This is a genomic window from Gordonia sp. 11cp, assembly GCF_057767225.1.
The window spans coordinates 4,807,666-4,821,100 of sequence record NZ_CM173437.1; the positions used below are offsets into that span (position 1 = coordinate 4,807,666).

At 68.0% G+C, this 13,435-nt stretch carries 11 protein-coding genes; 1 reads left to right on the top strand and 10 read right to left on the bottom strand.

All coding sequences use genetic code 11. The features are described from left to right. Positions 1 to 24: 24 nt before the first annotated feature. Entirely contained in the window at positions 25 to 1,503 is a 1,479-nt protein-coding gene (gene rpsA, locus AC3B6C_RS21475) for a 30S ribosomal protein S1 (protein ID WP_010842437.1), read from the bottom strand. A gap of 226 nt (positions 1,504 to 1,729) precedes the next feature. Between rpsA and AC3B6C_RS21480 the strand changes: the two genes are divergently transcribed. Then, positions 1,730 to 2,305, top strand: coding sequence for a 2'-5' RNA ligase family protein (locus AC3B6C_RS21480; RefSeq protein ID WP_488374069.1), 576 nt, complete (start codon positions 1,730 to 1,732; stop codon positions 2,303 to 2,305). A 284-nt stretch (positions 2,306 to 2,589) separates the two neighbouring features. On the opposite strand, the gene AC3B6C_RS21485 is transcribed toward AC3B6C_RS21480, so the two are convergent. From AC3B6C_RS21485 to AC3B6C_RS21525, 9 genes are read right to left on the bottom strand one after another with little or no spacing between them, the layout of a single operon-like run. Then, positions 2,590 to 3,378: a glycoside hydrolase family 16 protein gene (locus AC3B6C_RS21485; protein ID WP_488374070.1), complete on the bottom strand. Its 789-nt coding sequence runs from the start codon at positions 3,376 to 3,378 to the stop codon at positions 2,590 to 2,592. Further along, positions 3,375 to 4,583 (bottom strand): glycosyltransferase, encoded by a 1,209-nt coding sequence (locus tag AC3B6C_RS21490; RefSeq protein ID WP_238556679.1) that lies wholly within the window; start codon positions 4,581 to 4,583, stop codon positions 3,375 to 3,377. The genes AC3B6C_RS21485 and AC3B6C_RS21490 overlap by 4 nt, the downstream gene beginning before the upstream one ends. Then, positions 4,556 to 5,317 (bottom strand): alpha/beta hydrolase, encoded by a 762-nt coding sequence (locus AC3B6C_RS21495; protein ID WP_488374071.1) that lies wholly within the window; start codon positions 5,315 to 5,317, stop codon positions 4,556 to 4,558. Before AC3B6C_RS21495 ends, AC3B6C_RS21490 begins: the two co-directional genes overlap by 28 nt. Then, entirely contained in the window at positions 5,317 to 6,498 is a 1,182-nt protein-coding gene (locus AC3B6C_RS21500; protein ID WP_488374072.1) for a glycosyltransferase family 4 protein, read from the bottom strand. Before AC3B6C_RS21500 ends, AC3B6C_RS21495 begins: the two co-directional genes overlap by 1 nt. Next, the gene (locus tag AC3B6C_RS21505) at positions 6,495 to 7,778 is read right to left on the bottom strand and encodes a hypothetical protein (RefSeq protein WP_488374073.1); all 1,284 of its coding nucleotides are present in this window, start codon (positions 7,776 to 7,778) and stop codon (positions 6,495 to 6,497) included. Before AC3B6C_RS21505 ends, AC3B6C_RS21500 begins: the two co-directional genes overlap by 4 nt. After that, positions 7,775 to 9,523: a hypothetical protein gene (locus AC3B6C_RS21510; RefSeq protein ID WP_488374074.1), complete on the bottom strand. Its 1,749-nt coding sequence runs from the start codon at positions 9,521 to 9,523 to the stop codon at positions 7,775 to 7,777. The genes AC3B6C_RS21505 and AC3B6C_RS21510 overlap by 4 nt, the downstream gene beginning before the upstream one ends. Further along, positions 9,520 to 11,205, bottom strand: a complete 1,686-nt coding sequence (locus AC3B6C_RS21515) for a glycosyltransferase family 2 protein (protein WP_488374075.1) — start codon at positions 11,203 to 11,205, stop codon at positions 9,520 to 9,522. Before AC3B6C_RS21515 ends, AC3B6C_RS21510 begins: the two co-directional genes overlap by 4 nt. Beyond that, positions 11,202 to 12,542, bottom strand: coding sequence for a lipopolysaccharide biosynthesis protein (locus tag AC3B6C_RS21520; protein WP_488374076.1), 1,341 nt, complete (start codon positions 12,540 to 12,542; stop codon positions 11,202 to 11,204). The genes AC3B6C_RS21515 and AC3B6C_RS21520 overlap by 4 nt, the downstream gene beginning before the upstream one ends. After that, entirely contained in the window at positions 12,532 to 13,413 is an 882-nt protein-coding gene (locus tag AC3B6C_RS21525; RefSeq protein ID WP_425307025.1) for a glycosyltransferase family 2 protein, read from the bottom strand. Before AC3B6C_RS21525 ends, AC3B6C_RS21520 begins: the two co-directional genes overlap by 11 nt. Positions 13,414 to 13,435: the final 22 nt, after the last annotated feature.

Genomic DNA, 13,435 nt, shown 5'->3' on the forward strand with positions numbered 1-13,435 from the left:
CTACTGCTCGGTGAGCGGGGTGTGTCAGGCGTTGCCCGACAGCTTCTCGCGGAGCGCGGCGAGCTGCTCGTCGCTGGCCAGCGATCCGCCCGCCGACGACCCACCGGTCGAGCTGCTGCTCGACGAGGAGCCTCCACGGCTCTCCGTCGCCGACGAGTAGTCGGTCGGGGCGTTGGCGGCCTCGGCGGCGGCAGCGGCGAACTTCTCCATCTGGGCCGTGTGCATCTTGTGGCGACGCTCGGCCTCGGCGTACCGGGCCTCCCATGCCTCACGCTGCTTCTCGAAGCCTTCGAGCCATTCGTTGGTCTCGGCGTCGAAGCCCTCGGGGAAGATGTAGTTGCCCTGCTCGTCGTAGCTGTCGGCCATGCCGTACTTCGAGGGGTCGAACTCCTCGGTGTAGTCCTCGTTGGCCTGCTTGAGGCTCAGCGAGATCCGGCGACGCTCCAGGTCGATGTCGATGACCTTGACCATCGCGTCGTCACCGACGGCGACAACCTGATCCGGCACCTCGACGTGGCGCTCGGCCAGCTCGGAGATGTGGACCAGACCCTCGATGCCCTCGTCGACGCGGACGAACGCACCGAACGGCACCAGCTTGGTGACCTTGCCCGGCACGATCTGACCGATCGCATGGGTGCGGGCGAACTGACGCCACGGATCTTCCTGGGTTGCCTTGAGCGACAGCGACACACGCTCGCGGTCCAGATCGACGTCGAGGACCTCGACGGTGACCTCGTCGCCGACTGCGACGACCTCGGACGGGTGATCGATGTGCTTCCAGGACAGCTCGGAGACGTGAACCAGACCGTCGACACCGCCGAGATCGACGAACGCACCGAAGTTGACGATCGAGGACACGACGCCCTTGCGGACCTGGCCCTTCTGCAGCTGGTGCAGGAACTCGCTGCGGACCTCGGACTGGGTCTGCTCGAGCCATGCACGACGCGACAGGACCACGTTGTTGCGGTTCTTGTCGAGCTCGATGATCTTGGCCTCGATCTCCTTGCCGATGTACGGCTGCAGATCACGGACGCGACGCATCTCCACCAGCGATGCCGGGAGGAAGCCGCGCAGCCCGATGTCCAGGATCAGGCCGCCCTTGACGACCTCGATGACGGTGCCCTTGACGGCCTCGTCCTTCTCCTTGAGCTCCTCGATGGTGCCCCACGCACGCTCATACTGCGCGCGCTTCTTGGAGAGGATCAGACGACCTTCTTTGTCCTCTTTGGTGAGAACCAGGGCCTCGACCTCGTCACCGACGTTGACGACCTCATTGGGGTCGACGTCGTGCTTGATCGACAGTTCGCGAGAAGGGATGACGCCTTCGGTCTTGTAACCGATGTCGAGCAGAACCTCGTCCCGGTCGACCTTGACGATGGTGCCTTCCACGATGTCGCCATCGTTGAAGTACTTGATCGTGGAGTCGATGGCGGCGAGAAAGTCCTCGGCAGTGCCGATGTCATTGACGGCTACTTGCGGCGAGGTGATCGTGGGGGACGACATATGTTGAGTTGCTCCGGACAGGTGTGTAGTAGGTACGATTTCGTCAAAGCTTTGTTGATCGACACCACCTGGACCAGCCTGTCACCGGTCAGGTCAGGTGCGAACCGCGCGTCATAGCGCACACGCGCGTGTAGAAGCCTACTCCAGCGGCAATGTGCTGGGCAAATGGCTCGTCGCATGAGTGCGCACCGACGAGCGCCCCGCGAGCGGATGAGATGATCGCCTGGTGGCCCACTCGCTCGAACTCCTCCTCGACGACTCGTCCGACCAGCAGGTTCGTGCCGAATGGGCCGCACTCGCCACGGCGGGATTGCCCCATCAGGGGCGCGTCGCCTCGGCGACCAACCGGCCCCACGTGACGCTCGTGGCCGCGTCGCGGATCGATCCCCAGGCCGATGCGGCGCTCGCCGGGGTCGCCATGCGCCTGCCGGTCGGCATGCGGCTCGGCGCTCCGATCGTCTTCGGCGCCGGCACCCGATCGACGCTCGCACGACTCGTGGTGCCGTCGAGCGAACTCCTCTCGGTCCATGCGCAGGTCTGCCGGCTGTCCGCCGACTTCGCCGAGTCCGGACAGGCGGGCGCCTCGGCGACGCCCGGGAGTCGCGGGTCCGCGTTCGCGCACACCGCTCCCGGGCAGTGGACACCGCACGTCACCCTCGCACGACGGATGGACGCCGAGCAGCTCGTCCGGGCACTGGCCGTCCTCGACCCGCGCGCCGAGATCGTCGGCGAGTTCACCGCGCTCCGCCGCTGGGACCCCGACGAGGGAGCCGACGTGGTGCTCGCGGGGCGGGCCTGCTGAGCGGACACCACGACAGCGCCGCCGATCACGCCCGAGAGACCCGAACGGCGTCAGGCGGATGCGCGGCCGGAGCCCGCGCCGCCGGGCAACACGCCGAGAAGGCGCCGAAGCCGGGACCTCCGCCGGAATCGCGGACAGGAGCCGGCGCCGCACAATGCGCACTCGGTGCCTGCCCGATAGTGCTCGTGCGCCGCTCGGTCGTGACCGCATCGGCAAGTCTCGTCGCCCACGGCGCAAAGATTACCCACTCGGGACCGAAATCCACCGGCTATGACGTCAGGTCGCTACACGGAATACTCGGTCACCCAGTCGACGAGCATCTCGCCACCCGGCACCGTCGGCCCGCCGAAGTTGTCGAGTTGCAGACAGAGGTGCATCGAGCGGGGCGGAAAACGGGAGACGTCGGTGCTCTGCGCCCACAGCTCTCCGTCGAGGTACACCGCGATGCGGCGCGGGGTCCATTCCACCGCCCACGCGTGCCATCTCGTGGCGTCGACCTCCACCCGGTGATGTTCGATGTCGTCCTGCGCTCCGTAGTGCAGGTTGTATTCGACCGAACGGCGGAGCGGATCGATGATCTCCATGAAATCGATCTCGCCTCCGACCGGCCAGTCGTTGGTGTCGGGCCATAGCAGCGCCACCGCGTGCCACGTCGGCGCGGCCACCGAGGACCGCGAGCAGATCTCCCAGCGCCCGAATTTGCTGCCCCCGCCGCGAACGGCCATCCCGCCCGAGCTGCCGTCCGGGCGGGCGGTGATGACCAGGTTGCCGTCCGAGACGGCCACCGCGTCGGGCGTCCGACGGCCGTTGTCGGCGTGACCCGGACCGTCGTAGATCCACCAGTTGTCCAGCGAGGCCTCGGTGTCGAAGGAATCCAGTTTCGACGGACTCCCCCATCCCCCACGCTGCGCCGCGGTGGCGGTGCACCGTTCCGGATCCGCCGATGACGACCCGACGCCGAGCTGATGACCACCGACCAGGGCGAGGACGGCGATGACCGCGAGCGGCAACGCGATCCAGAGGTATCGACGGGACAGCCCTCCGGAGCGACTCCGTTGACGGTGGCGGTTCACCGGCGAGCCCGTGCATCGATTCGGCCCACGAGATCTCCGTACGCCTGCACCGAATGCTGCCAGGACGCGGGATCATCGAAGGTCGTGTCGCGCATCGTCGCGACGGTGACGAGGGCATCGCGCAGGGCACCGATGTCCCCCGACGGGAAGAACACGCAGCCGTCGTAACCCCGCGCCGCCTCCGTCAGGGACGGTACGGCGGTGATCGCCACGGGCAGGCCGAGGGACATGCCGACGTGCAACGGGCCGCTGGCCGACGATCTCCGGTACGGCAGGACCAGGGCGTCCGCGCCGGCGAGCCAGCTCGCCGCCTCGGCGTCGGTCACGTAGCGGTTGACGAAGGTGATCCGATGGGCGAGCGGACTCGTGCCGATGCGCTGGGCGGGCAGCTCCCACCCTTCCCAGGTCTCCCCGATCACCGTCAGCCAGAACCGTTCCGGGTTCTCGAGGGTCTCGAACGCAGAGATGAGATCCTCGAGCCCCTTGTAGGGCCGGATGGTGCCGAAGTAGGTCAGGTTGGTGCAGTCCGCCGGCGCCACCCGCGTCGGTCGGGAACTCGACGAATACTGCCGGAAGGGCCCGTGCCGTACGACCTCGACGGGTTTCGAGCCGATCGGATAGGTCGTGGCCAGGGGTACCAGATCCGCCTCGGAGTGGATGACGAAGCCGTCGACGAGTCGCAGCAGGAGCGTCATCATGATGCGGGTGTACCGACGCACGAGAGGTATGTCCGCCTCGCCGGTGTCCTGTATCTCATGCATCTCCATGATGATTCGCGATCCGCGGCACCGTGCCACCGCGGCGAGCAACAGATAGCTGTGCGCGACGGTCCCGGTCCACCACTGGAAGGTGACCACGTGCGGGCGACGCCGCCACAACAGCAAGAGGGCCCGGAACATGGACGGGAACCAGAACCAGTCGACCCCGTCGTAGACGTGCATCTCCCGTGGATACTCGAGGTCGGCGATGGGTTCGCCGACCCGTTCCGCGCCCGGGTACATCCGGGTCGGCAGCAGGCGTCGCATCAGGACGACCGAAGTGTCGTACCGCGTACCGAGCGCTTCGCTGAGAGCGTGCGTGTAGTAGCTGATCCCGCTCACGAAGTGCGGCCCGGAGCCCACGACCATCACCCGCTCGATGCCGGTGTCCGGTACCGAGGGTGCGGGCGCCTCCTCGATCACCAACGGGTGAGTCCGTTGAACCACGTCACCACGTCCTCTCCTTGCAGGCACGACGGATCCAGGTGCGGTCCCGTGCATTCGACGATCGAGATGTCCGCCGCGCCACCGAACCGCGCGCGGAACGCATCGGCATTCGCCGACGTCGGGACCAGGGTGTCCGACGGGCTCACGTAGAAGCGGATGTTGCTGCCGCTCAACGCTTCCACCGGCAGTTGCATCGGATCGACCGCAGCCGGATCGGGGTTCGCGTCCGCGATACTCGTCCGATAGTCGGCAGGCGCCTGGTCGAAATTCAGCGCGGGCCCGATCGCGGCGAGCCCTCGGGGCCGCAGGTCCGGATCTTTCGCCAGCAGGTTCATCGCGGCGATCGCTCCCATCGACTCCGCGAGGAAGAACACGTCGGAGACGCGATACCGGTCGGCCGCCCAGGTCGCCAACTCGGCGTAGTTCAGCTGGGACGCATTGTTTCCGAATGCATTTCCGCCCGCACGACTGGCCACGACCGCGTAGCCCGCGTCCGTGAGATCGCGCACGAGAGACCGGTGCGGGTCATCCTTCTCGAGGATCGACTCGTCTTCGTCGAGCCCGTGGAAGTAGACGACGACGCCTCGTGTGGTCACATCCGCGTCGACGACGCCCACAGTGTTCTCCCCGTCCACGACCACGCGGTCACGGGTGAGGCCGCCGTCGTCGACCGACGAGCACCCCGTCGACGCGAGCACTGCCGCCAGCATCATGACGAGGCCGACACGGCGCATCACTGCACACCCGCCACTGACTCGTACAGCGATCCGATCCGACTCGCACGCACCGGAGCGGTGTACTCGTCGCGCACACGCTCGGAACCGGAACGCGCCAGCTGTTTCCGCAGGAGGTCGTCCTCGGCGAGCCGGACGAGTGCCGCGGCGAGATCGTCGACGTCCCCCGGTTCGACCAGCAACCCGGTCTCCCCGTCCTCGATGAACTCCGCCGGCCCGCCCGACCGGCAGGCGATCACCGGTAGCTCGCACAACTGGGCCTCCAGCAAGATCATGCCGAACGGTTCTGCGTAGGACGGACAGGCGAGCACGTCGATCGCGCCCAGCACGCCGGCGATGTCGTCGGTGTGCGGGACGACCCGCACCGCCTCACCGAGCAGTTCCGCACCCAGTGCGGTCAGCTCCGACAGGTACCGTCCATCGTCGGTCCCCGGCGAACCCACCAGGGCCAACTGCAACGGGTGTCCCTTCTCCCGGGACCGCGCAACCGCTCTGACCAGGATGTGCAGACCCTTCTCGGGGTCGACGCGGCCGACGGCGGCCACGATCAGTTCGTCCGGGCGTGCCGCGAGCCGTGCCCGCCACGGGGTGTCGGCCGCGCCGTTCCCTTCTCGGCGGGTGTCGAACCGGCGGGGGTCGACGCACTGCGGGACCACGACCACTCCGGCTCGGGCCCACGTCGGCACCTGGTCCCGTGACGCGGCGCTGATGGCGATGGTCGCACCGGACATGCGGATCAGCGCGCCCAGAATCCAGCGCGGGAGACCCGGCGCGACGATCTCGTGGAGTTCGAGCACCGGCCTCGCCCCGGTGAGCAAACCCGCGATCACGCAATCCACGTGCGTCATCAGCAGATTCGAGTGGATCACGTCGGCCTCGGTCTCCCGGACCGAGCGAACCAGCCGGCCGGTCGCCCGGACCGTTCGCCACACGCTGGTCGACAGCGCACGCAGACCATGCCACCGGCGGCCATCCCCGGACCGCAATCCCTGCCGGGCGGGAACATCCAGCGCGTGGAACCCGAGACCCGTCTCGCGCCAGCGCTTCTCGAAAGTCCCGCCTGCGGGAGCGGCGAGGGTCATGTGGATCGCGGACTGCTCGAAGTGCGCCGCGATGTTGAGGAGGCTCTGCTCGGCGCCGGTCACGTCGGGCGACGGAGAGACCGCCAGGACCCTGATCACCGCACCCTCCCTCCCGCGACGATCGCGCCGAAGTCATGTGTCAGCGCGGCGAGCGCAGCGCCGACGCGGTCGGCGTCGACGACGTTGTCGTGGAACGAGACCGACAGCAGACTCGCCTCGCGGGTGTGCAGGCCGACAACCGTCACCCCGTGGGGCCCATCGGGTTCGGAACTGCTCGCGTACACCGGACGGCCACCGGGCGCGAACGGGATGTCGGTGCGCATTCCGACATCGGAGAAGGAGACGACCGCGGGCATGCCCCGGTCGGCAGACTCGGGGATCGCGGTGCGGTGCCGTCGTCCGCCGGTACGCACGGAGGACAGGACCGCCCCGGCCAGGGGCCGGCCCGTCCGCAGACCCGAGCGGATCGACTGCGACACATCCGAGATCGAGGTGCGGTCGTCGATCCGGATCGGCAGCGAGCCGAGGAAGTTGCCGTTGATCCAGTCCCCGTCGAGGTAGGTTCGCAGGTCGACGACGACGTTCGAGATCGGCGCGATGACGATGCCGGCCTCACGCAGCGCCCGGGTGACCGCGAAGGCCATGACCGCGAAGTTGCTGACCTTGCCCGACGCCTCCCGCGCGGCGGACAACACTTCGTCGCGGACCGCACCGTCGATACTGGTGTACAACGTCTTCCGTGAGGGTCGCCAGGGCACCGTCAGACCGGACGTCGGTGTCTCCGGACGATCCGGCCGGTCGGTGAAGGCCGCGCGCAGCCGTTTCGGGTCTCGCCCGAAGGTCGCCCAGGCGGCGGCGAGAACCGGTGCCCGTCCCGACGGGTGCGAGGCCACCGGCTTGTACTCGCCGCCGGACGCCGCGCCGGCCACGGCCTCGATGAGGGCGCCGTTGCTCCGCCCGTCGCCGAGCGCATGCCAGACCACCATCCCGAGATATCCCGGGTACACGACGAACTGGAGCGGCAGGTGCGGGTCGGCGTCCGCGACCATCGCATCCACGACCTCACCGATACCCGTGGTGTCGTCCCACGCCGCGCCCTCGGTCACCATGGCCTCGGTCGGCGCTCCGGGTATCCAGCGCAGCTCGTCGCGGTCGAGTCCCCATCCGATGCGGGCATGGGGATTCTCCTCGGCCACCCTGGCCACCGCCGCCCGGACACCCTCGAGGGGTGGCAGGTCGATGGGGCCGAGCAGCAGGCTCAACACCGTTCCGGCCCATGGCCGGTCGCGCCTCTGCAACGCGAGGGGGTCCGTCCGACCGGTGCTGCTGCCGGCCCCGGTGTCACTCGTCACCGCATCGCTCGTCACGGTTCTACTCATCTCAAAGCCTCCTGGTACAGGTAGACCCACGCGCCGGGACGGTCGTCGACGACCTCCCACCGCGGGTCGGTGGACACGTGGGCGCGTAGGTTCGCGACCGAGTCGGCCGGGAACATTCCGAAATAGGCGCCGTAGGCCCGCATCGGTTCGGACAGCACGAGATACGTCGGCCGGTCCCGTCCGGTCACGACCGACATGAACTGCTGGTAGTCGGTGTCGGACGCGAAACTCCGGCCGCGCATTCCGGGTACGAACATCAGCGAGTGGTCGTAGGTGTCGGTGAACTCGGCGAAGCGCACGTAGTCGCCGGTGCTGCGCTCCGGCCACGTCGGCACCAGCGGCGTGACGTAGGCGGGAAAGACGTTGCCCTCCAGCAGCTCCTCGCTTGCCGCAACCTGCGGGGCACCGATCAGATTCGTGTACCAGTTGGCCGAGGACGCCTGTGCGGCCATCACGGTGACCAACAAGAACACCGCGAACGCCGGCACGGATATGGCCGGCCGAGAACGTAATCCACCCACCAGCGCCGGAGCCAGGACGAATGCGCAACCGACCAGCGAGTAGAGGAACACGCGGAACACCGCTTCGCCCCCGTAGCTCTGGCCACCGAGAATCAGGATGGGACTCAGCGCCAGCACTCCCAGCGCCCAGACCGGCTGGCGACGTCGCCATCTGATCAGCAGGACGGTCGCGGTGGCGCCCCACATCGACACCGTGAGAAGTCGCATCACCCAGCTCGCGACGACCTGTCCGGCCATTCCGGTGAGTCCCGCACCATTCGTCCGCGCATTGCCCGTGACATCGCTGGAGAACAGCGTGTACTGCGATACGACGTCGAAGTTGTAGGCGAGAACCGCGGCGAGGGCCGCGGCCATCAGCAGGACGACCCACCAGGGCTTGAGTTGTCGCCCCAGCACGAGTAGGCAGGCAGCTCCCAGGACCCAGTACGGGGTCAGCTGATGGGAGATGGCGAGAGCAGCGAAGAGGATCACCAGGGCGAGGGTCCCCGCGGGCCGGGTCCGGGACAGCCCGATGAGAACGAGGATGCCGACCGTGAGGAGGATGGCGAAGGCCTGGGGAGCGAAATAGTCCTGTTCCACCCAGTTCAACGACACCACCAGGAACGTCGCCGTCAGACTCTGGTCCCGCGTCAATCGCCAGGCACGCGCCGCGGCGTAGACCAGAGCGGCCAATGCGAGACAGAACACCGGGGTGAATCCGTGCGCGATGTCGATCGGCTCGACGCCGGTGAGATCGCTGAGCCAGGCGGTCAGTGCGAAGAGCCCGGGCCAGCCGTTGTAGACGTCGATACCGTGCGCGAGCGAATGACTCTGCTGGACATGGTCGACAACACCCAGGTGTTTGTAGGTCCATGCATACATCGGCTCCTCGGTGGAGATCGCCCGCGGAAGCCGCTGACACACGACCATCGCGACGATCGCCGTCACCGCCGCGGGCGAATTGCGCTGTCGTATCGCAACACCGAAACCCAGTGCGGCGAGCACGATCGAGATTGCATACGTCGGCGACGCCCCGGCGAGCAGTCCGAACTGGTTGAAGGCCGACGTCGGGATCGTCCGGACGCCGTGGACGAAACACGCCAGGCAGAGCGCCAGCACGACCCAGGGTGTCGCCACCCGGCGCCACGGCGGGCGGACCCGTGCCGCCGACCCCGCCGCTGTCGAACCCGTGGCTGCCGATTCGCGTGCGGTGGTGATGGGCTTGATGGTCGGGGTGGCCGTCATCGCCGCACCGCCCGGGACGCGAGGTACCTGCCACGCAGCAGTCCTCCCACGCTCGTGAGCGCGCCGAGGCCCGCCAACAGCGCCGATGGATCCCAGAACCCGGCCATCAGCAGACCTGTCACCGACAAGGTGCAGATGGCCGAACCGAGCGTCGGGACCAGCACCCAACGCGCCGAACCCGGCAGGTATGCCGAGAACGACACCGCGAGTGAACCGGGCCCGGCCAGGACGAACACTGCCACCGCCAGCGCCTGCAGCGCGCCCGGCAGCACCCCGGCCGCCGCCAGCATGCCGATCGCCCCGCACCAGACGGCGGTGCCTGCCAGGCGGCCCGCCAGGATCGTGTTGCCCCGGTCCCCCCACATCTGCTCGCGACGAAAGTCGAAGAGCCCGGCGACCCCGCGCGCACGGTTGCGCAGCGGAGTGCCGCTACGCCCGGCGAGTCTGCCTCGCAGCAACCTCCACGGACCACGAACGACGCCGGTCAGCTCCCGCCGGCGTACCGTGGCCAGCTCGGGCTCCGCCGCGAGCGCCGCGGAATGCTCGACGTCGGTGACTGCTCCCAGATGGCGCACACCGACGACGAGTCGTTTGGCGACCATGCCCGTGGTGCGGGGATGCACCAGCATCTTGACGAGCAGGGCGCTCAACCCGACTCCGTAGTCGTGCATCTGCTTGTCGAGTTCGGCGACGTTCTCCCGATGGCTGTGCCAGACGATCGCACCGGGCTCCCTCGCGAGGAGCCGGCCCGACAGAAGGATCCGCACGAAGATGTCCATGTCCTCACCGCTCCCGGCGGGCGACCCGGCGCCGAGCGCCTCGTCGAACCCGCCGAGTGCAGTGACCGCCGCCTTGCGCACAGCGAAGTTGGCGCCCGTCCCGAACTCCGACACGCGAAGCGGGAACAGGTCGTCGTCCGCCGCGTGGTCGTCGAGCCCGTAGAGCGCCGGTTCCCACCGCCGGGCCCAACCGACCCGATGGTCGAACCAGGCCTGCGTCGGCGTCAGCACTTCCACCGACGGCACCATCCCGCAGACGCAGGCCACGCGATAGTCCCGTTCGAAGCCGATCACGAGGCGATCGAGCCACTGCGCGTCGATGACCACGTCGTCATCGGTGAAGGCGACGATGTCGTGGACAGCATGGCGGACACCGACATTGCGGGCGATCGACAATCCCTGCCCGACCGCGTCGACGACCCGCACCGGAAGGCCGGAAGCCGCTTCGACGACGGGCCGGGTGACACCGCTCGCCGGGTTGTTGTCGACCACCAGGATCTCGAACTCCGGGTAGTCGAGTTCGACGAGGCTCGCCAACAGCCGCGCGAGATGGTCCGGGCGGTCCCTGGTGCAGATCACCACCGACACCGCGGGTGAGGTCTCCCGACGCGGTTGCGACACGAGACCGGGCAGTTCACGGGCGCGTGTGCGCAGAATCGACCCGTCGACCGTACCGTCGACGATCGGGACCTGGACGAAGCCGAGAGGTTGACCGTCCCGTCTGACGAGAAACCGTGCTTCGGAGAAGCCGGAGCCGCCGACGACCTCGATCCGCCCGGGCGGGATGTCCCCGTCCTCGACCTGCCCCACCCAGACGGCTCCCGACCACACCGGACCCGCGCCCACGATCTGTCTGACCGGTGTGAGCGTCGCCGGTCCAGTGGACGTCTCGGTGTCTCTCATCGCTTCTCCTTCTTCCGAGACGAGCCGCGGTACAACGCTTCGCGACCACGGGCACTATCACCGAAGTACCTGCGCCCGAACACGATCCCCGCTCCCGCGGTGAGTACTGCCTGATGCGCGAGAACGACCCACGCCGCACCGACGGCTCCCAACGCCGCGCAGCACGCCGGCATCATCGCGAACAGCAGGATCGCGGTGGCGCCGCTGAGTACCAACGGCGCCCGAAGACGCCGCTCCGACTGCCGCAGCGCCGCCCACATCAGATAGGGCAACCGGATGATCGAGCCCGCGCACAGCACCACGACCACGGCAAGTGTCGTGCCCCTGTCGTAGGCCGGGTTGAGCACATGAAGCGCGGTGGGAACGACTGCTGCGGCGCCGACCGATCCGAGCACGGTCACGACACCCGCACGGGCCATGAGCCTCTTGGCCATCGCGCCGGCCGAGGCGGGCTCCGCGGACGCATGAACCGCCAGCGACACCGCCATCGACGCACCGATGAAGTCGAGGGTGGACACGATCGCGAAGACGAGGGCGAATCGCGCACCGTCTTCGGGACCGGCGAAGAGTGTCACGAGAAATGGAGTGAGGGCGAGAACGCCCAGGTTGAGCCCGGACAACGCGGTCGTACGGCTGACCACGCGATGGAACTCGACCATCGCCTGTCCCGCGGAGATGGTTCCGCTCGTGGGTAGCCCGTCACCGGTGTCGATCAGCCGCCTGATCGACGGCCGCAGCACCACCACCATTCCCGCAGAGGCGATCACCACCGCGAGGGGCACGCTCTGCCACGCGATGGTCGCACAGAGCACCGGCAGCACCACGATCTTGGCGACGCCGTGCGCGATGTTCGACGGCGGTGTCCAGTTCGCCCGCCCGATGGCGATCAGCGTGGCGCTCTGCAATCCGTATGCCGACCAGGCGATGATCCCGACGACGACGACGGCGGCAACCGCGTAGTCGCCGCGCACCTCGGACAGCGAGGTGATGACCACCAGGCCGCTGACGATTCCGGCGACGGTCGACAGCACAGTCGTCAGGCGGAGGCCACGCCGGAACACGGCTGGGCGGTCGCGACCGACGGCGGGCAGGATCGCGGTGTAGGCGTCGCCGACACCCGCGGCGATGACCGATCCGACCGCAGTGATGACCGACAGGACGGCCGTCATCACACCGAGCTCGTCCAGTGCCACGAACCGCGCCGAGAACGCCCAGAAGGCAACCCCGAGAACAGCATTGATCGCCGAACCGATGGCGACCGCAATCGCTTCGCGTTGAACTCGTTGAGCGCCGTACCGTGAGGTCGATGGATGCCCGGCGTCGACGTCAGCTGACATTGCGGGATCTCGCCCAGCCCGAGTCGCCGCGCGGCTCCGGCGCGGCTGGCACCGGCGGCAGGTTCCGGACCGGGCCCACCGACCGGGCCGACCTGCGCTGATGGGTGAATTCCTGACGGATCGTCCGCAGCACGCGGAGTCCGTCGCGAACCGCGTTGAGGTTGCTCTCTCCGTGGATCCTGTTCGCCTCGAAGCTGTGCACCTCGGCGACCCGAAGACCGCTCACCGCGATACGGACGTTGATGAGTGTCTCGATCTCGAAACCGTCGCCCCACTGCGGATCGGGCTCAGCCGTGGACGGCAGTTGCATGACGCCCAGACACTGCCGCCAGAACGCGTTGTAGCCGTAGCACAGATCGGTGAACCGACACGAAAAGAGGGTGTTCACAATCAGATTGAGTCCCCAGTTCCCCACGCGGCGAACCTTGGTGATGTCCGCGCTGCCGCCGCCGGCCACGAACCGTGAGCCCTTCGCGTAGTCCGCACCGTCCACGAGCGTCGAGACGTACCGCGAGATCTCCTGCGGGTCAGTACTTCCGTCGGCGTCGATCATCACGATGATCTCGCCGGACGAGGCGGCGAAACCGCAGGCCAGCGCATTGCCCTTGCCCTTGCGGGATTGGGTGACGTGTATGCCGTCGGGCCACAGGGCACGACCCACCGCCACCGTGTCGTCGACCGAATGCCCGTCGACGACGACGATCTCGTCGACGTCCGGTGGCATCCGCGCCGCGACATGCGGCAGGTTCCTCGCCTCGTTCATCGCAGGCACTATCACCGAGACCTTCGGGCGCGGGGTTCCCGGCGCCAGATGGTCCCAGATCCCGGGAACAGCAGAACTCCCCCCGGGAGCGAATTGATTCTCCCCCATGACAAAAACCTTTTCCGGTCGA